The sequence below is a fragment of the Roseateles sp. P5_D6 genome (assembly GCF_054049415.1).
In genome coordinates, this window is record NZ_JBFUMK010000004.1 from 1 (window position 1) to 18,967 (window position 18,967).

General features: G+C 69.0%; 13 protein-coding genes and 1 pseudogene. 4 read left to right on the plus strand and 10 right to left on the minus strand.

What is annotated here, in order from left to right:
* A pseudogene (locus ACXJKM_RS05860) lies at positions 1-204 on the plus strand (IS481 family transposase); the annotation flags it as partial.
* A 139-nt stretch (positions 205-343) separates the two neighbouring features.
* Here the strand turns inward: ACXJKM_RS05860 and ACXJKM_RS05865 are convergent.
* From ACXJKM_RS05865 to ACXJKM_RS05885, 5 genes are read right to left on the minus strand one after another with little or no spacing between them, the layout of a single operon-like run.
* Positions 344-1,444: an S-(hydroxymethyl)glutathione dehydrogenase/class III alcohol dehydrogenase gene (locus ACXJKM_RS05865; protein ID WP_457351375.1), complete on the minus strand. Its 1,101-nt coding sequence runs from the start codon at positions 1,442-1,444 to the stop codon at positions 344-346.
* 2 nt (positions 1,445-1,446) lie between these two features.
* A complete protein-coding gene (locus ACXJKM_RS05870) occupies positions 1,447-3,573 on the minus strand; it encodes an FUSC family protein (protein ID WP_457350915.1) in 2,127 nt (708 codons plus the stop codon).
* Positions 3,570-5,990, minus strand: coding sequence for a tetratricopeptide repeat protein (locus tag ACXJKM_RS05875; protein WP_457350916.1), 2,421 nt, complete (start codon positions 5,988-5,990; stop codon positions 3,570-3,572). The genes ACXJKM_RS05870 and ACXJKM_RS05875 overlap by 4 nt, the downstream gene beginning before the upstream one ends.
* Before the next feature lie 27 nt (positions 5,991-6,017).
* On the minus strand, positions 6,018-6,980 hold the full coding sequence (locus ACXJKM_RS05880) for a Bug family tripartite tricarboxylate transporter substrate binding protein (protein WP_056192369.1): 963 nt from the start codon (positions 6,978-6,980) through the stop codon (positions 6,018-6,020).
* Between the two features lie 23 nt (positions 6,981-7,003).
* The gene (locus ACXJKM_RS05885) at positions 7,004-7,507 is read right to left on the minus strand and encodes a MarR family winged helix-turn-helix transcriptional regulator (RefSeq protein ID WP_457350918.1); all 504 of its coding nucleotides are present in this window, start codon (positions 7,505-7,507) and stop codon (positions 7,004-7,006) included.
* Between the two features lie 64 nt (positions 7,508-7,571).
* Between ACXJKM_RS05885 and ACXJKM_RS05890 the strand changes: the two genes are divergently transcribed.
* Complete coding sequence (locus tag ACXJKM_RS05890) at positions 7,572-8,795, plus strand: flavin-dependent oxidoreductase (protein ID WP_457350920.1); 1,224 nt, start codon at positions 7,572-7,574, stop codon at positions 8,793-8,795.
* A gap of 33 nt (positions 8,796-8,828) precedes the next feature.
* On the plus strand, positions 8,829-10,742 hold the full coding sequence (locus ACXJKM_RS05895; protein ID WP_457350922.1) for a hypothetical protein: 1,914 nt from the start codon (positions 8,829-8,831) through the stop codon (positions 10,740-10,742).
* On the opposite strand, the gene ACXJKM_RS05900 is transcribed toward ACXJKM_RS05895, so the two are convergent.
* Genes ACXJKM_RS05900 through ACXJKM_RS05910 form a run of 3 tightly spaced genes read right to left on the minus strand, consistent with a single transcriptional unit; the run spans position 10,732 to position 14,616 of the window.
* Positions 10,732-12,435, minus strand: coding sequence for a DUF885 domain-containing protein (locus ACXJKM_RS05900; RefSeq protein ID WP_457350924.1), 1,704 nt, complete (start codon positions 12,433-12,435; stop codon positions 10,732-10,734). The genes ACXJKM_RS05895 and ACXJKM_RS05900 overlap by 11 nt on opposite strands.
* Positions 12,432-13,379: a glutathione synthase gene (gene gshB / locus ACXJKM_RS05905; RefSeq protein WP_457350926.1), complete on the minus strand. Its 948-nt coding sequence runs from the start codon at positions 13,377-13,379 to the stop codon at positions 12,432-12,434. The genes ACXJKM_RS05900 and gshB overlap by 4 nt, the downstream gene beginning before the upstream one ends.
* Positions 13,380-13,437: 58 nt before the next feature.
* Positions 13,438-14,616, minus strand: a complete 1,179-nt coding sequence (locus ACXJKM_RS05910) for a benzoate/H(+) symporter BenE family transporter (protein ID WP_457350928.1) — start codon at positions 14,614-14,616, stop codon at positions 13,438-13,440.
* A 191-nt stretch (positions 14,617-14,807) separates the two neighbouring features.
* Between ACXJKM_RS05910 and ACXJKM_RS05915 the strand changes: the two genes are divergently transcribed.
* Positions 14,808-15,578 carry a class II glutamine amidotransferase gene (locus tag ACXJKM_RS05915; protein ID WP_457350930.1) on the plus strand — a complete coding sequence of 257 codons (771 nt, stop codon included), beginning with the start codon at positions 14,808-14,810 and terminating at the stop codon, positions 15,576-15,578.
* Here ACXJKM_RS05915 and ACXJKM_RS05920 read toward each other — a convergent pair.
* Positions 15,575-16,894 carry an APC family permease gene (locus tag ACXJKM_RS05920; protein ID WP_457350932.1) on the minus strand — a complete coding sequence of 440 codons (1,320 nt, stop codon included), beginning with the start codon at positions 16,892-16,894 and terminating at the stop codon, positions 15,575-15,577. The genes ACXJKM_RS05915 and ACXJKM_RS05920 overlap by 4 nt on opposite strands.
* 138 nt (positions 16,895-17,032) lie before the next feature.
* A complete protein-coding gene (locus tag ACXJKM_RS05925) occupies positions 17,033-18,916 on the minus strand; it encodes a potassium transporter Kup (protein ID WP_056192339.1) in 1,884 nt (627 codons plus the stop codon).
* Positions 18,917-18,967 lie beyond the last annotated feature (51 nt).

The window sequence follows — 18,967 nt, forward strand, 5'->3', positions numbered from 1 at the left end:
ACCGACTGCGCCGACTGCGTCGTTAACGTCGGCTGGAACGGCTTCCTTCACTTCCAGGGCCGCCGACTGCATGTGTCCAGCGCGTTGAAGGGACTGCCCATCGGCATCCGCCCCAGCTCCGAATGCGACAGCGTGTACGACGTGTACTTCTGTCATCAGCGCTTCACGCAGTTCGACCTGCACGAGCAGCCGGTGGACACTTGAGAAGGTGTTACCCATGTCCTGGCACGGGTGTTACCCATGTCTCCGGTCCAAACAGCGCGTCAGAGAAAAGTTACCCGCCCTGCCGGGGCGGACTCCCGGCTCACTGCACCGAGTCATGAGGTACTGGGCAAAGGCCTCCTCAAAACTCCACCACCGAGCGAATGCTCTCTCCTCTTCGCATCAACTCAAACCCCTCGTTGATCCTCTCCAGCGGCAACTTGTGCGTGATCAGCTCATCGATCCGCACCTTGCCTTCCATGTACCAGTCGACGATCTTCGGCACATCCGTCCGCCCCCGAGCGCCACCAAAGGCCGAGCCCTCCCACTTCCGCCCCGTCACCAACTGGAACGGCCGCGTTGAAATCTCAGCGCCAGCAGGTGCCACGCCGATGATGATGCTGCGCCCCCAGCCCTTGTGCGTGCATTCCAGCGCCTGGCGCATCAACTGCACATTGCCGACGCATTCGAACGAATAGTCGGCACCGCCATCGGTCAGTTGCACGATGTGATCGACCACGTTGGCCACGTCCTTCGGGTTCACGAAGTCCGTCATGCCGAACTGCCGCGCCATCGCCTCGCGCGCCGGGTTGATGTCCACGCCGATGATCTTGCCGGCGCCCACCATCTTGGCGCCCTGGATGACGTTCAGGCCGATGCCGCCGAGGCCGAAGACCACCACGTTGGCGCCCGCCTCCACCTTGGCCGTGAACAGCACGGCACCCACGCCGGTCGTCACGCCGCAGCCGATGTAGCAGACCTTGTCGAAGGGCGCATCGGGCCGGATCTTGGCCAGCGCAATGCCGGGCACGACGATGTGGTTCGCGAACGTGCTGGTGCCCATGTAGTGAAAGATCGGCTCGCCGTTCAGCGAGAAGCGCGACGTGCCGTTGGGCATCAGCCCTTTGCCCTGCGTCGAGCGGATCGCCTGGCAGAGATTCGTCTTGCGGCTCAGGCAGAACTTGCACTCGCGGCATTCGGGCGTGTACAGAGGAATGACATGGTCACCCGGCTTCAACCAGGGCACCTTGCTCTCCAGCACGACGCCCGCGCCCTCGTGGCCGAGCACGGCCGGGAACAGGCCTTCGGGGTCGGCGCCCGACAGCGTGAAGTCATCGGTGTGGCAGATGCCGGTGGCCTTGACCTCAACCAGCACCTCGCCGTCGCGCGGGCCTTCCAGGTCCAGGGTTTCGATGCTCAGCGGTTGGCCGGCCTTCCAGGCGACGGCGGCGCGGGTCTGGATGCTCATTTCGGTTCTCCTGCAGGGGTTTGAAGTCGGGTCAGTGCGGCGACGAATTCGCGCGCTTCAAGGCGGCACAGCCTGAGCCGGCGCAGCAGCCAGGGCGTCAGGTCCTGCTGGCCGAGATGCTCGGGCCAGGCGCCCGCGTCTCCATCGGGCGTCTCCGCCGGATCGGTGCCCGTCATCGGCTCGCCCTTGAGCACATCCACACAGGCTTTGCGCGCCAGCGGCAGTGCGGTCTCGGCCTTGGCGGCGTCCAGCCGGGCCGTGCGGCGCTGCACCTGGTGCTGCACCGCGCCGAGCAGCGCCATCAGTCGATAACCATGGCTCAAGGCCGACTCGATCTCGGCCTCCGGCAGGCGCACGCGCTCCGGCTCGACACGCGTGCGCTGGGCGGCCGCGGCAAGAGCGGCCAACGCCGTGTACGCCTGCTGGCGCGACAGGCGCTGGGCGGTCTGTTCTTCGGCACTCGGCATCCAGCGCAGCATGTTGGCCGAATGCCGTGCCAGCGCACCGCGCAACTGCGCCCCCAACCTCGGCACCGCGGCGCGCTCCCATGACGGCAGCACGAAGCTGAACAGCCATGCCAGGCCCGCGCCGATGACGGTGTCGGCCAGGCGTTCAGCGATAAAGGGGTCGCTGCCGGGCGCCAGCATCAGCGGCTGCAGCAGGGCCATCAACGTCGCGGCCGTCGCGGCGACACGGTAGCGGCGGTTCACATAGGCATGGGCCGTGCCCACGGCCGCGATGAAGCACAGGCTCAGCAGCGGCGTCCAGCTCACGTGCGCCAGCAGCAGCACCAGCAGGCAGCCCTGCACGGTGCCGATGATGCGTTCGTTGCGGCGCGACAGCGTCTGCTCCAGGTTGCCGCGCAGCACAACGGCCACGCTGAGCATCAACCAGAAGGGGTGAGCCGCCCAGGGCAGGGCCGCACCCAGCGCATAGGCGAACGACAGCGCCAGCGCCGAGCGCAGCGCATGGCGCATGACGCCGGATTGCAGGTTCAGATGAGGTTTCAGCGCCGCCAGCGGCCAGCCCTCGGGCGACACGAAGGGCGCGAGGCGCTCGGGTGTCCAGGGGCTGTCGGGGTTGTCCGCGGCAGTCTGGCGGGCCACCATGGCGCTGACGTCGTCCAGCATGTGGCCGACGCGCGACGCCAGCGCGGACGCGAGATGGGTGCGCGAGTCGCCAGCCGGCGCGCTGACATCGGCCAGCCGCGCCGCCAACTGCGCCCGCCAGGCGTCGGCAGACACCTCGGGCAAGGGTGCGCCATAGGCCACGGTGTCGGCCAGGGCTGCGAGCACGTCGGCGAGGTGGCGCAGCGCGTCGGCCAGCGCGGCGCGCCACTGGCGGCCTGGGAAGTCCTGGCCCAGCAGCTCCGTGTCCAGCCGGCTGGCCAGCAGCAGGTCGCGCAGCTCGATGAGGCCAAGCACGAGGTCGGTCTGGCGGCGGCTGCGCGGTGAGCGCCGTGCGGAAAAAACCTGGTCGCGCGCGGCCTGCAATGCATCGGCGAGCAGCACATCATCGGCAATGGAGGCACGGATGTTCGCCTCGGCGCCGCCCACCGCGCCGGCAATGCGCTGGGCACGCGAACGCAGCCGCTTCTCGGTGGCGCGCAGTGCCGTAGCCAGTGCCAACTCGCGCAGCCGGTGGCGCAGCACGACCGCGCTGCCGCGCGCCCAGCCGGCATAAACGCAGCCGCCCAGGCCCACCCAGAGCGCGTGCTCCAGCGGCGACGTGGCGCCGGCCGTGCGGTCCCAGGCCATCGCGAAGACCATGGCCAGCACCGGTGCGAACGACAGCGGCCCGGCACGCAGGCCCCAGGCCAGGGCCATCAACGACAGGAAGGTGACGACGGCGATCAGGGCGACGGTCAACGCGAGCGAGTGGTCCGTCAGTCCGACCAGCAGCGTCACGAGCGCCGCGGCGGCCGCTGCCGGCAACACGCGCGGCAGCACGCGCTGGGGCGGGTTGGGCAGATCGGTCAGGCTGGCGCAGACGGCGCCACCGACGGCCGCCAGGCCCGCCGTCTCGCCAAACAGCGCGCCGACGGCGAGATGCGTGGCTGCCACGCCCAGGGCCACGCTGAGGCCATTCAGATGGGCCGCCTCCAGGCGCTTGATGAATCTCACTTGACGAACAGCTCCATGACACGGCGCTCGCTGGCCGGCAGCTCATGCACCGAGAACCAGCCCGACTTCTCGGGCCGGTAGACGTATTGCGGCGGCGCGTTGCCGGCGATGCGCTGCTTCAGCGGCGCGAGAGTCACCTGCGCCGCCTCGCCCTGCCCCAGGGCCTGCAGTGCGGCGGCCTCGACGATGACGGCCAGATCGCTCCACGGCCCCAGCCGCAGCGCTTCCTCGGCATCGCGGCGTGCGGCATCGGCGTCGCCATCGAGAAGGGCCAGCCAGCCCTTCAGCGCCAGCGTGTCGGGGTCGGTCGGGTCGAGGATCAGCGCTTCCTTGATCTGCGCTCGCGCCGCCTCCTTTCGGCCGGCGCGCAGCAGGTCCAGCGCGTAATCGCGGCGCAGCGGCACGAGGCCGGTGCGCAGCCGCAACACGGCCTCGTACTGCTTGAAGGCGTCGTCCCAGCGACTGCCCAGCGCCAGCGTGGCGGCACGGCCCCACAGCGCCTCAGGCTGGTCGCCCTGGTAGGCCAGCACGGCCTCATAGGCCGCCAGCGCCCGCGGCACATCGCCGAGGCGCCGGTAGTAGTCGCCCAGCGCGAGGTCGACGCGGAAGCGGTCCTCGCCCTTCAGCGCCTCGACATCGCGCCCCAGGCCAGGCACAACCTCGGCAGCCAGTGGGCGGCCGCCATGCCAGAGGGCGTCGGCGACACCCGCGCGCAGCGCACCGCTGCGCGGATGAGCAGCCAGGGCGCGGGCCGCCAGTTCAGCAACGGCGGCGCCATCACCCTCGATGGCCAGCGCATTGAGCTGGGCCGTCAGCGCGCGCTCGTCGGTGGGCGCGAGCTTGAGAGCGCGCGCAAACAGCGGCTTGGCCTCGGCCAGCTGGCCATCTTCCAGCTTCTGGTTGCCGGCATTGACCAGGGCCACAGGCAAGCTGGCGCGCGTGTCGCGCTGGGCGAAGAAGCGCCGGATCTCGGCACGCAGGGCCGGGTCCATCTCGATGAGGCGCTCGCGCACGATCTCGCGGCCGTCATACGCGTCGCGCCGTGGCGAGGCCGCGGCATTGGCGCCCTCGGCGAAATACTCCCACACCGAGCCGCCGGCATACCGCGACAGGAAGCCGTTGCGTGTCCTGGCGTCACGCGACTTGGCCTGCTGGTAGAGGGTCTCGATGCTGCGCGCCTGGTCGGCCGTCAGCACGCCATGGACCTGGTGGGTCAGCTCGTGCAGCACAGTGTTGTAGCGATCGAAGATGCTGCGCTCGACGTCTTCGATGCCGGTGACGGTGAAGTGCCCGCCCATGCCGCGTACGTCGTCCCAGAGGCGCGAGTCGTAGTCGATGCGCGCATCCTTGAGCGCATGGGCCTGCGGCGTCTCGGACAGGCGCATCCACATCGGCTTGATGAAGTGGGTAGCGCCCCCTTCCACCAGCACCGGGATGAAGGCCTTCCACGGCGCGACGGACAGTGCTACACGCTTCTGGTGGCGCGGCGACAGCTCTTTCCAGTTCAGTACATAGCGCTCGATGCCCGGCACGGTGGGCATGGGCAGGGCCTTGAAGCGGCGCTCGTAGTCGGCGCGGTGCACATCAATGGCGAAGCGTTGCGACTCCAGCGCCTTGGCCGCGATGGCATGAGCCCGGCCGAGCTGCGGGCAACGCTCCAGCACGGCGAGGCTGATGAGCAGCGCCGTGTCGAAGTCGCCCTTCTCGAAGGCGTCGGAGGCGCGACGCACGTCGGCCATCAGCGGCGCGAAGCCGTCGCCCAGGCGAGCAGCGAGCTGGCTGTAGTTCTCGCGCACATAGCCATTGCCGAGCAGGTAGTGGGCGGCTTCGTGATGACGGTTCAGCGCGACGGCGCCCTCGGCCGCAGCAATCGCGTCTTCGGTGCGGCCGAGCCGGATCAACGTGTCGGCCAGCGCGGCCAGGCCGTCGGCGGTGCGTTCGGCGGCGATGCCGGCTTCGAGCTTTTGTAGCGAGGCGTCGAACTCACGCAGCTGGTAATGGCGCTGGCCCAGGCCGCGCAGGGCCTGCGCCTTGTCGACGGGCCGCTTTGCCCGCTCAAGGGCTTTCTCGAAGCACTGCCTGGCGCGCTCGAAATCGCGCCGGTCCAGCGCAAGGCGGCCGGCGGCGAGCAGGTCGATGGCGTCGACGTTGGAAGTGGTCAGCACATGACGCGTGCGGCGATCGATGGCAGCCCCGTCATCACGGGCGAACAGCCATTGGTAGATGACACCGCGCTCGGTGGCATCGGGTTGCCTGGCGCGCAGCAATGCGTCGACATCGGTGCTCACCGCGGCGTATTGCTGTTCGGTCAGCAACGCCTGCAGCCGCGCGGCGTCGGTCGCCGCATGGGCCGCATTCAGGGTCAGGCAAACAGCAAGGCAAGCAGCGAGGCCAACAGCCAGTCGACGCCAGGGCATTCAGGCTCCATGAGTGGAGCGCCGATGCTAATCGTCCGACGAGAACCCCGAAGCCTTGACGACCGGCCCCCAGTACTCGCGTTCGGCGGCCAGGCGCTTGGCGTAGTCTGCCGGCGGCAGCGACAGCGGCTCGAAGCCCAGCTTGGCCAGGGCCTCGATGACGCCGGGCTCGCGCACCGCGGCGCGGGCCACCTCAGCCAGCTTGTCGACCGTGGCCTGCGGCGTCTTGGCCGGCAGAAAGAGGCCGTAGGTCTCGACGCCAACGATGCCCTTGAAGCCCTGCTCCTCAAAGGTGGGCACATCGGGCACGAAGCGCGAGCGGGCCTTGTCGGTCACGCCGAGCAGGCGCACGCGGCCGGAGGCGAGGTGGGGCAGGAAGTCGCCGATGGAGAAGCAGCCCGCGGCAATCTGGCCGCCCATCAGGTCCTGCATGCCGGGCGCCGCGCCACGGTAGGGCGCGTGCGTGAGCTTGAGGCCGGCCGCGTGCTCGAACTGGTTGCCGAGGAAGTGGGGCATGGCGCCCGCTGCGGGCGAGGCGTAGGCGGCCTTGTCGGGGTTGGCCTTCAGCCAGTCGGCCAGTTGCGCCAGTGTCTTGACGGTGGCCGGCACCTGAGGCCCGACGCCGAAGCCGCAGGTCGACAGCGCCAGCGGCGAGACCGGGATGACGTCGGTCGCCGGGTTGTAGGCCAGCTTGCGGTAGGCATGCGGGTAGACGGTGAACATGGACGAAGGGCCGAGCAGCATCGTCAGGCCGTCGGGGGCCGCGTCCTTCAACGCGCCAATGGCGATGCGGCCACCGGCGCCCACCTTCTGCTCGACGAGGATGGTCTCGGCCAGCTTGCCGCGGCCGAATTCGGCGAAGCGGCGGGCCGTCGTGTCCACCGAGCCGCCGGCCGGGAAACCGACGAGGATGCGCGGCGGCTGGCCTTGCGCGCGCGCAGCGAGCGGCAAGGCCGCGAAGGAAAGCATCAGGTGGCGTCGTTGCATCATTTCTCTTGTCTCCGGTCGTGTTGTCAGTTGATAGGCGCTGCAGTGGCAACGCGGGCGAGGCGCTCCAGGGCCGTTTGCAGTGCAGRCCCCTGGTCGCCCAGGGCCCGGACCAGTGCACGGTCATGCTCGGCGACGGCGGCTTCAAGCTTGGCCAGCAGTCTTTTGCCGGCCGACGTCAGATGCAGGCCCCAGCTGCGCGCGTCGTCGGGCGCGTCGCGGCGCTCGACCCAGCCCTGGGCGGTGAGCCAGTCGGTCAGGCGCAGCGCGCCGCTGCGGTGCAGGCCCATGGCCTGGCCGAGCAGCCCCTGGCGCAGGCCGGGGTTGCGTGCGATCAGCACCAGGGCGGCAAAGCGTGGCGGGCTGATGTCCCACTCGGCGGTGGCGCGGTAGAAGTCCAGGTAGAGCGCGTTCTGCGCGCGCCGCAGTGCATAGCCCAGCAAGCCGTCCAGCAGGCCGTAATCCAGCCCGGGAACAGGCAACATCGGGCCTTCGGGAGGAATGGCGCTGGGGCCGTCGGGCGTGCTCACCAATCCAGCTTAGTTTTTGTTGCTCACTGCAACTATCTCGCTTACCCTGAGTTAACCTGAGCTCATGAAGATCCTGATCGCAGGCGGTGGCATCGGCGGGCTGACGGCCGCGCTGGCCCTGCACGCACGCGGCCACGCCGTGACGGTGCTGGAGTCGGTGCGGGAACCTAAACCGCTGGGCGTGGGCATCAATCTGCTGCCGCATGCGGTCGCCGTGCTGGACGAATTGGGCCTGCTGCCGGCGCTGCGCGGCATGGCCGTCGAGACCTCGGCCCTCGTCTTCGCCAACAAGCACGGCCAGGCCATCTACCGCGACCCGCGCGGCCTGGAGGGCGGCTACAGCCATCCGCAGTTCAGCATCCATCGCGGTGAGCTGCAGATGCGGCTCTGGGCCGAAGCCTCGGCCAAGGTCACGGTGCTCGACGGCCAGCGCGTCGTCAACGTGCGCGATGAAGGCGACCGCGCCATTGCCGAGATCGCAACCGTGGACGGCCCGCGCGAGCAGGCGGCCGATCTCGTCATTGGCGCCGACGGCATCCACTCCGCCCTGCGCCGCCGCCTGGCACCCGACGAAGGTGCGCCCTGTTGGCGCGGCGTCATGATGTGGCGTGGCACGACCTGGGCGCCGCCCTTCCTGGACGGCCGCACCATGGTGCAGGCCGGCCACAGCCAGGCTAAGTTCGTCGTCTACCCGATTGGCGCGCCGCGAGCCGACGGGCTGCAGCTCATCAACTGGATCGCCGACCGCCGCGTGCAGGAACCCACGCCCGGCCTGACCGCCCCCGACCGCGCCGACTGGAGCCGCGCCGGCAATCTCGACGACCTGCTGCCCACCTTCGGCCACTGGCACTTCGACTGGCTGGACGTGCCTGGCCTCATCAGCCGCGCCGAGCAGATGCTGGAATGGCCCATGGTGGATCGCGATCCGCTGCCACGCTGGCAGCTCGGCCGCTCGACGCTGCTGGGTGACGCAGCCCACCCGATGGTGCCGATCGGCTCCAACGGCGCGACCCAGGCCATCATGGATGCCAAGGCGCTGGCCGAGGCCCTGAGCACGCACGCCGACCTCGACACGGCACTGGCCGCCTACGAGGACGAACGGCGGCCCATGTGCGCCCGCATCGTCGAGATGAACCGCCGCGAAGGGCTGGACGCCATCCTCGACCGCGTGGAGGCGCTGGCGCCGGAGGGCTTTGCCCGGCTGGCGGACGTCATCGACCCCGCCGAGGTGGCGGCCGAGATCAATGCGTACAAGGCGGCTGCGGGGCATCGCACACGCGCCCCTTGATCACCGCCGGGGCCGCGAGGATCATCGCGCCCCATGCCTTCACCCAAGCTCGGCCGCTCCGTTCCACCCCACGAACGCCATCCGGTCGCCTGGTACCAACCCAGCGTGCTGTGGACGGCCGCCAACCAGGTGCTGTCGTCACTGGACCAGCTGCGCAACCGCGACGGCCGCGAGGCACAGCCGCAACCGCTGGTGGTCATCGACCGCAGCCAGCCCGAGGCCGACGGTACGTTCTGGTTTGATTTCATCGCCGACACCGGTGACGGCGGCAACGCCAGCTATGCGGTGGCGAGCGCCGCGCTGGCGCCCGAGCTGGCGCTCGACGGCGAGACCCTGCAGACACTCCCAAGAGGCCAGCTGCTGCTCTTCGGTGGCGACCTCGCCTACCCGGCCGCCAGCACCGAGGACTACCGCTACCGCTTCGTCGAGATGTTCGAAGCGGTGCGCAACGACTTCGCTGACACCCTGGTGCGCGGCCGGCGGCTGACGCTGGCGGCCGTGCCGCAGAACCACGACTGGATGGACTCGGCCTCGACCTTCAGCCGTTACTTCGTGCGCGGCTACGACTCGGCACCGCTGCTGGGCGCCGACATCCCGCAGCGCCAGTCCTATTTCTGCGTCAAGCTGCCGGGCGGCTGGTGGGCCCTGGCCCTGGACTTTGCACTGACGCGCGACATCGATCGCGACCAGTACGAGCAGTTCGAGACCCTGGCCATCGGCGGCCATGGCAAGCCGGCCGTCATCGGCCCGGGCGACAAGGTCATCCTCATCTACCCCGAGCCCTACTGGACACGGCCCATCGGCGACGGCGCCGATGAGAGCCACCCCAAGCGCTACCAGCGCCTGGAAGGCCTGCTGCGCGGTCGCATCCGGCTGCGCCTGGCCGGCGACCTGCACCACTACATGCGTTGGGACTCCCAAGATCTGGCCCGAGACGGCCGCCTCGTCACCTGCGGCTGCGGCGGCGCCTTCACCCACCCGACGCACACCAGGGCGACCACACGGCCCGTGCGGCTGCAGGCCTTCGACACCGAGGACTGCATCCCGCCCGAGCCACGCACCGAGACGCCGGCCCTCAAGGTCGGCCTGACGGGCCGGCGCGCCCGGGGTGTGCATTTCGAGCGCAAGGAAGCCACCGTCTACCCGGCGGCCGAAGCGTCGCGGGGGCGGGGCTGGCGCAATCTGTTCGCCTTCCTGCCGCGTCGGGAGGGCGGCAACGGCAACGTGGGCTTTGCGCTGCTGCTGGGCGCGCTGTACTGGTTCAACGCCTACCTGAACTCCAGCCCCTTCTCCTGGTCGTTCCGGGCCGATGGTTTCCAGCCGCTGTGGGCCTACGGGCCGGGCGACTACCTGGCCGTGCTGGCGCTGTGGCTCAAGGCGATGGTGTTCAGCCCGCTGGGCTTTCTGATCAACGGGCTGATGGCCTTTGGCTGCATGACCATGGGCCGCGAGGCCGTGGACGAGCTGTCACCCGACGACGGTCGCACCAAGCGCTGGGCCGTCACCTGGGGCATGGGTGCCGTGCATGCGGGCGTGCACGTGCTGGCCGTGTTCAGCCTGGAGTTCTTCATGCACCAGGCCGTCAGCCTGTGGGCGGGCCTGGGCAGCCGCGACCAGTGGCTGGGGCTGATCCTGCATTCGCTGCTGGTCGGCGCGGGCGTCTTCGCTGGCGGCGCGGTGCTGGGCTCGGCACTTTTCGGCGGCTATCTGGCACTGATGTGTCGCCTGGGCCTGCTGACCAACAACGCCTATTCGGCGCTCGACGGGCAGGACCACAAGGGCTTCTTGCGCTTTCGCATCGATGCCGCCGGCGAGTTGACGGCCTGGTTCATCGCCATCGACCGCGTGCCGCGGCGCTGGCGGCGCGCGGGCGCGCCGGGGCCGGTCTGGCGCAACGATGATCCCGCGGCGACGGCGCCGCGAGTGCATGACCGCTTCACGCTTTGAGCATGTCGGCCGCAATCAGCCGCACCGGCGCATTGCCATAGCTGAGGAACTGCTCGTGGAAGGCCTTGAGATTGAAGCCCGCGACACCTGACTTGGCCTTGAGTGCCTCGCGCAGCGAAAAGATCTCGCTGTAGCCGCTGAAATAGCTGGTCAGCTGCACCGAGCTCAGTTGCACGCGGCGCCACTTTTCCTTGGCCTCGCGTTCGGTCTGGAAGGCCTGGCGCGTCAGCAGGTCCAGCGCGTCGGCCTCGGTCATGCCGAGCACGTGCACGCTGTAGTCGAGCACGGTGTTGGTGACCGAGCGCAGATGCCATTTGCCGTACATCAGCGTCATTTCGGGCGAGGCGCCGTAGCCGCTCTCGATCATCATGCGCTCGCCATAGACGGCCCAGCCTTCCACCATCGCACCGTTGCCGAACAGGGCTTTGACCTTGCTCGGCGCGCGGTTGGCGTGCACGAGCTGGGTGTAGTGGCCGGGGATGGCCTCGTGGATGTTGAGGATCTGCAGGATCCAGTGGTTGTATTCGCGCAGTGAACTCTCGGCCTGCTCGGGCGTCAGGTCGTCCAGCGGCGTGACGTTGTAATAGGTGCGGTCCTGGGGCCGGTAGGCGCCGGGCGCCTCGATGCTGGCGCCGGCCACGCCGCGCTGGTATTCGGGCGTCTCGCGCACAGCCAGGGGTTTGCTGGCGTCCTGGCTCAGCAGGTCGTGCTCGCGCACCCAGGCTTCCAACTGCGGGATCTGGGCACGGATCTCGTCGACGAAGCGCTCGCGGGCGACGTGGCGTTCACTGAGCTTGGCGATAACGCGGCCGATCAGTGCAAAGCGGTCGGTGGGCGGCGCCTCGCTGCCGATGACGGTGGGCCACAGCGCGGCCGCCTGAGTCTGCATGCTGGCCAACACCTCCTCGCGGCGTTGCTGGGCCAGCTCATAGGTTTCGCGGGCTGTGCGGGCCGACTGGATGTCGTGGGCGAACTTGGGCTCGTACAGCGTCGCGCCGAGGCGGAAGGGCCGCCGTGCCGTAGGCAGCAGTTGCTTCAGATGGCCCACATAGCTGCTCACCGCGGCGCGGGCCTGGTTCAACGGCGCTTTGAAGGCCACGGCCTGGCCCGCTTCGGCCGCACGCTTGGCAATGTCGTCGAGCACGCTGAGCACGCCCGGTGCCTGCTGGATGGCCAGCTCAGTGTGCTCGCGCGTGACGCCGGCCAGGCTGGTTCGCGCCGCGCGGTAGTAGGCGGGCAATGCTGCGATGCGCGGCTTCAGCGCCGCCAGGCGGGCGGCCAGCGGGGCGTAGTCGGTGTTGAGCAGCAGGTCCAGGGGCGCCGCGGGGTTGTGCTCGGCAGGGTTCCAGGACCATTCGCGCAGCGTGTCCAGTCGCCAGAGGTCGCTCTGGATCTTGGCAATCAATACCGCGCGATCCATACGCTGGCTGGTGTTCAGCGCCGCCTCGGGTTGGCGCTCGAACTCGGCCTGCCACTGCGTCAGGAAGGCCCGCATGCGCTCGCGCTGGGCGTTGCTCGGCAGAGTGACTTGCTGGGCGAACTCGAAGCGCCCGGCGGCCACGGCGGCATCGGGGTCCTGGCGCCACAGTGCCTCTAGGAACTTGTCGGTCAGCTTGCCGAAGCCCGCATCCTGGGCGAATGCCGGCAACGCAACGGCCGACAGGCCGAAGGCGGTGAAGTCACGGCGCCTCATGCCATGGCCTCTTCCAACGCATCGACGAACATCTTGGCCACGTCGAAGCCGCTTTGGTCCGTGATCTCCTGGAAGCAGGTCGGGCTGGTCACGTTGATCTCGGTGACGTTCTCGCCGATGACGTCCAGGCCCACCAGCAGCAGGCCGCGTGCGGCCAGGATGGGGCCGAGGTATTCGGCGATCTCGCGGTCGCGAGCGGTCAGCGGGCGGGCCACGCCCTTGCCGCCGGCGGCCAGGTTGCCGCGCACCTCGTTGCCCTGCGGGATGCGCGCCAGGCAATGCGGCACGGGCTTGCCGCCGATGATGAGGATGCGCTTGTCGCCCTCCGTGATGGCCGGGATGAAGCGCTGCACCATGACCGTCTGCGTGCCGTCCTTGTTCAGCGTCTCGATGATGCTGCCAAGGTTCAGGCCATCTTCCTTGACGCGGAAGATGCCCATGCCGCCCATGCCGTCCAGGGGCTTCAAGATGATGTCGCGCTGCTCGGCATGGAAGGCGCGGATCTCGGCCGGGTCGCGCGTGACGAGCGTCGGCGAGATGAACTGCGGGAACTCGAGGATGGCCAGCTTCTCGGGGTGCTCGCGCAGGGCGCTGGCCCGGTTGAAGACGCGGGCGCCCTCTCGCTCGGCCTGGCTGAGCAGGTGGGTGGCGTAGAAGAACTCGCTGTCAAAGGGCGGGTCCTTGCGCATCAGCACGGCATCGACGTCGGCCAGCGCGACATCACCGGTCGACGTGACGGTGTACCAGGCATCGGCATCGCCCGTCAGCGCGATCTCCAGCGCGCCGCGCGCCGTGACGCGGCCGCCGCGCAGCCAGACGAGCTGGCCGGCCTCGCAGGCGACGATGCTGTGGCCGCGCCGGGCGGCCTCGCGCATCATGGCGAAGGTGGAGTCCTTGTAGGTCTTGAAGGTATCGAGGGGGTCGGCAACGAAGAGCAGCTTCATGATCGATGGGGCCTGTGCAATCCGGCCAGTGTTGCACAGGGCCGGCCGCCTCGCCCACCTAAGGCCGAGTGCGGCGGAAGGTCGCGGCGAGCGTCGCGATGCCGCCCGCCACCACACCCCAGAAGGCCGCGCCGATGCCGAAGACGCTGATGCCGGACAGGCAGACCAGGAAGGTCAGGATGGCCGCGTCGCGGTGGGCCTCGTCCTTCAGCGACGTGGCGAGCGCGCCGGCGATGGTGCCCAGCAGGGCCAGGCCGGCGATGGCCGCGACGAGTTCGCGCGGGAAGGCGGCCAGCAGCATGGCGACGGCGCCGCCCGCCAGGCCGACGAGGACATAGAACAGGCCCGCGGCGATGGACGCCGTGTAGCGCCGCGCCGGGTCCTCATGCGCCTCACGGCCCATGCAGATGGCGGCCGTGATGGCGGCCAGGTTGAAGGCATAGCCGCCGAAGGGCGCCAGCAGCGTCGTCGCCGCGCCGGTCACGGCGATGGAGGCGGACACCGGCGTTGCATAGCCACTGGCCCGCTGGGCCGCGACACCGGGCAGGTTCTGCGAGGCCATGGTGACGATGAACAGCGGCAGGGCCACGCCGATGGCGGCATGCCAGGTGAACTCGGGCGCGGTCCAGACCGGCATGACGAAGATCTGACCCGTGTCGATGCCGAGGAAGCTGAGCCGACCCTGGACCAGGGCGACGATGACGCCGGCGATCAGCACGCCGGGCACGGCATAGCGCGGCCACAGGCGCCGCCCCAGCAGATAGGCGGCGGCCATCGCCAGGACGAGCTCCGGCGCGGTCTTGGCGCTGGTCACCGCGTCCAGGCCGAAACGGGCCAGCACGCCGGCCAGCAGCGCCGAGGCGACGGCCACGGGGATGCGGTCCATCAGCCTCTCGAACCAGCCACTGGCGCCGGCCCAGGCAATGAGCAGGCCGCAGACGATGAAGGCGCCCACCGCCTCGGGCATGTCCAGGCCCGAGGTGGACGCGAGCAGGGCGGCGCCCGGTGTGGACCAGGCCGTCAGCACGGGCTGGCGGGTCCACAAGCTCAAGGCGATACTGGTGACGCCCATGCCCAGGCCCAGGGCCCACAGCCAGGAGGCGGTCTGGGCCTGCGTGGCGCCCAGTGCCACGGTGGCCTGGAAGATGATGGCCACCGAGCTGGTGTAGCCCACCAGCACCGCGACGAAGCCGGCAACAACGGTCGAGGGCGAAAAGTCTTGCAGCAAGCGTGTCATGCGGCCAGCATAAGTTGAGCCCCTCGGCCAGGCTCGCGCCGCTGGACGCGGGCGCGCCGGACCGGTCCCCCGCGGGGACGAGGCCGCCCGCGGCATCGAGCCGCGTGCAGCCACAGGCGGGCCGGCTTGGGGCGGCCCGGCGCTCGGCCCGAATACAGCCGAGGCATGATGTGACCTGAGGAGATCTGTCGATGTGCCGTTTCCTCGCCTACTCGGGCGACGCGATCTTTCTGGAAGACCTGGTCTGCAAGCCGCGCCATTCGCTGGTGCGCCAGAGCCTGCAGGCTTCGGAGGCCAAGTCGGTCACCAATGGTGACGGCTTCGGCATCGGCTGGTATGGCGAGCGCGACACGCCGGGCGTCTACCGCGAGGTGATGCCGGCCTGGAGCGACGACAACCTGATGGCCCTGTGCGCCAATGTGCGCTCCCACCTCTTCATGGCCCATGTGCGGGCGGCGACCGGGGGCGGCGTGTCCAGGCAGAACTGCCATCCCTTTCATCTGGACTGCTATCTCTTCATCCACAACGGCCAGATCGGCGACTTCCCGCGCCTGCGCCGGGTGATGGAGACGCAGCTGAGCGACGAGCTCTACGACCTGAAGCGCGGCGCGACGGATTCGGAGCTGCTCTTCCTGCTCATCATGGGCCGCGTGAAGGCCGGCGCGACGGTCGAGGCGGCAACGCGCCAGGTGCTGCTGGACACGGTGGACGAAATGGGGGCGCGCGGCATCACCACGCCGCTGCGCTTCTCGGCGGCACTGGCCGATGGCGAGCAGCTGTGGGCGGTGCGCTGGGCCAGCGACGACAAGCCGCCCAGCCTCTATCTCAAGCCTCAGCCGGGCGGCTGGGCGATTGCGTCGGAGCCGCTGGGCGATGACGCCGAGGCCTGGCAGCCGCTGGCCAAGGGCGAGGTCGTGCATGTGCATGACGGGCGCATCGAGCGCCGGCTGCTCTGCGGCTAGGTGCCTCGCCACCAAAGCAGCAACGCGCCCACCGCCAGCACGACCACGCCGACGATGGCGCCGGCCTTCACGTAGACCAGGCTGGACCACAGCACATAGCTGCTGCAGGCGCTGAACAGCAGCGGCAGCCACGGGTACAGCGGCACGCGAAACGGTCGCAGCCGCTCGGGCTCGCGGCGGCGCAGCACGATCAGCGCCAGGCCGCTGAGCACCAGGAAGAACCAGTAGACCGGCGACAGATAGTCCACCATGGTCGAGAAACCACCACGCGTCAGGTCGCCAAGGCCGACGAGCAACAGAGCCACGGCCGATGTCGCGACGACGGCCGCGCTGGGCGTACCGCGGCGCGCGTTCCAGTGCGCCAGCCGCCACTCGGCCGCGAGATCGCGCGCCGCGGCATAGGTGGTGCGCGGGCCGGCGATCAGGATGGCGTTCATGACCGACAGCGCGGTCAACGTGACCACACCCACCATCAGCAACTCGGCACCACGGCCAAGGGCAAGGCGCATCAGCTCGGCGGCCGGCGCCTCGCTGCGCGCCAGCCCGGGCAGGCCCAGCACGCGCACATAGGCCCAGTTGGCGAGCAGGTAGAGGACCATCACCACGCTCAAGCCCAGCAGCAGCGCACGGACGATGCCGCGCTTCTCGTCGCGCATTTCAGCCGACAGCGTCGCCGCGTCGCTCCAGCCGCCATAGGCCAGGAAGACGAAGACCATGGCCGTGCCCCAGTTGGTCTCCAGGGTGGCCGCGCCTTGCGTCGCGGGCGGCTGACCGCCGAGCTGCTGCGCGCCGGCCGCGAAGCCAAGCAGTAGCAGGCCGGCAATCACCAGCGTCGTCAGGCCCAGCTGCGTGCCCAGGCCCACGCGCACGCCCAGCAGGTTCAACCCGGTCAGCAGCACGATCAGCGCGGCGGCCAGCAATGCGCTGGCATGCGTGCCCAGCCAGGGGCTCAGATCGACCACCTGCGCGAGATAGTCGCCGAAGACGAAACCCAGCAGCGCCATCGAGCCGGTGTGGATGACAGCGAAGCGTGACCAGGCGAACAGGAAGCCCAGCCGCCGGCCAAAAGCCCGGCGCAGGAAGTGATAGTCGCCGCCGGCATCGGGGAATGCCGAAGCCAGCTCGGCAAAGCACAGCGCGCCGACAAAGGACAGCACGCCGCCCAGGGCCCAGGCCAGATAGAGCTGCCCCGCGTCGGGCAGGGACTGCGCCACCATGGGCGAGGTCTTGAAGATGCCCGCGCCGACGACCATGCCGACGCAGAGCGCGCCGGCATGCCGCGCGCCAAGACGACGTTCAGGGGTGGGCAGTGACATAGGCCCGCGATGCTAAAGCTCGACGCTCTGCGGCCGGCGCAGCCGGACGCACCCTCGCGCGACTGCCGTGGAACCGGCTCTGCCGGGCCACTGGCAGTGCCCCCTTGAGGGGGCGCGCGAAGCGCGTAGGGGGTGGGCCTATATCTCGACCTTGCTGCCCAGCTCGACGATGCGGTTGGTTGGCAGGTGCAGGAAGTCGGCCGCGGCGGCCGCGTTGCGGTGCATGCTGGCGAACAGCTTCTCGCGCCACAGCGCCATGCCCGAGCCGATGGTCGGGATGACGATGTCGCGGCTCAGGAAGTAGCTGGTCTCCATCTCGTCGAGCTGCACGCCATGCTTCTTCAGCAGGGCCAGGGCCTCGGGCACGTCGGGCTCGTTCTTGAAGCCGAAGTGCAGGGCCACCTGCCAGCAGCAGTGCCCCAGGGCCTCGACCTCGCAGCGCTTCTCGAAGCCGACCCAGGGCACCTCATGGTGCTTGACGGTGACGAAGACGTTCTGCTCGTGCAGCACCTTGTTGTGCTTGAGGTTGTGCAGCAGCGCATTGGGCGTGGAGCCCTTCTCGGACGACAGGAAGACGGCCGTGCCGGCCACGCGGGTCGGCGGGTTGATGAAGACGGCATCGAGGAAGGTGTCCAGCTCAATGGCGTCCTCGCGCAGCTTGTCGGACAGCTGCTTGCGGCCCTGCTTCCAGGTCAGCATCAGCGTGAACATGCCGATACCGATCAACAGCGGGAACCAACCGCCGGCGGCAACCTTGAGTAGGTTGGACGCGAGGAAGGTGACGTCGATGAGGAAGAAGATGCCCGTGGCCGCGATGCACAGCGCCAGCGGGTATTTCCAGCCGTAGCGGATGACGAAGAAGGTCATCACCGTGGTGATCGTCATGTCGATGGTGACGGCCACGCCGTAGGCCCCGGCCAGCTTGGTGGACGAGCCGAAGAAGACGACGGCCAGGATCACCAGGCTGAACAGGCCCCAGTTGATGAAGGGCACGTAGATCTGGCCGATGTCGCGCACGCTGGTGTGCAGCACGCGCAGCCGCGGCAGGATGCCGAGCTGGATGGCCTGCTTGGTGACCGAGAAGGCCGCCGTGATCAGGGCCTGCGACGCAACGATGGCCGCGCCAGTGGCAAGCAGGAAGAGGGGAATCTCGGCCCAGCCGGGTGCCAGCAGGAAGAAAGGGTTCTTCACGCCTTCGGGGTTGTCCAGCAGCATGGCGCCCTGGCCGAAATAGTTGATCACCAGGGCCGGCATGACGACGCCATACCAGGCGATGCGGATGGGCTTCTTGCCGAAATGGCCCAGGTCGGCATACAGAGCCTCGCCGCCCGTGACGACGAGCACGACGGCGCCCAGGGCGACAAAGGCGACCCAGCGGTATTCGAGGCAGAAGTGCAGCGCATAGACGGGATTGACGGCCGCCAGCACACGCGGGTTCTCGAAGATGTGCGGCAGGCCCAGGGCCACCAGCGTCAGGAACCACAGCATCATGATGGGCCCGAAGGCCTTGCCGATGCCGCCGGTGCCAAAGCGCTGCACGGCGAACAGGCCGACCATGACGATCAGCGTGATCGGCAGGATGGCGTCGTGCAGATGCGGCTCATAGACGTCGATGCCCTCGACGGCGCCCAGCACCGTCATGGCCGGCGTGATGACGGCGTCGCCAAAGAAGATGGCCGTGCCGAACAGGCCGACCAGCATCAGCGTGCGGCGCAGCGGCGGCTTGTCGTTCACGGCATTGGTGGCCAGCGCCAGCATGGCGATGAGGCCGCCCTCACCGTTGTTGTCGGCGCGCAGGATCAGCAGCACATACTTGATCGAAACGACGACGGTCAGCGTCCAGAACAGCAGGGACAGCACGCCAAGGATGTTCTCGGGCGTCGTGCTGACATGACCGCCATGGAAGACTTCTTTGAGGGCATACAGCGGGCTGGTGCCGATGTCGCCATAGACCACTCCGAGGGCCCCGAGGGTCAGACCCGCCAGCGCCGAGGGGCTGCGGGCCGCATGAGAAGAACTCACTTCGCGAAGGCCACTGGCTTGAGCAGTGGCTTTTGTTGTTCGAAAGAGGGG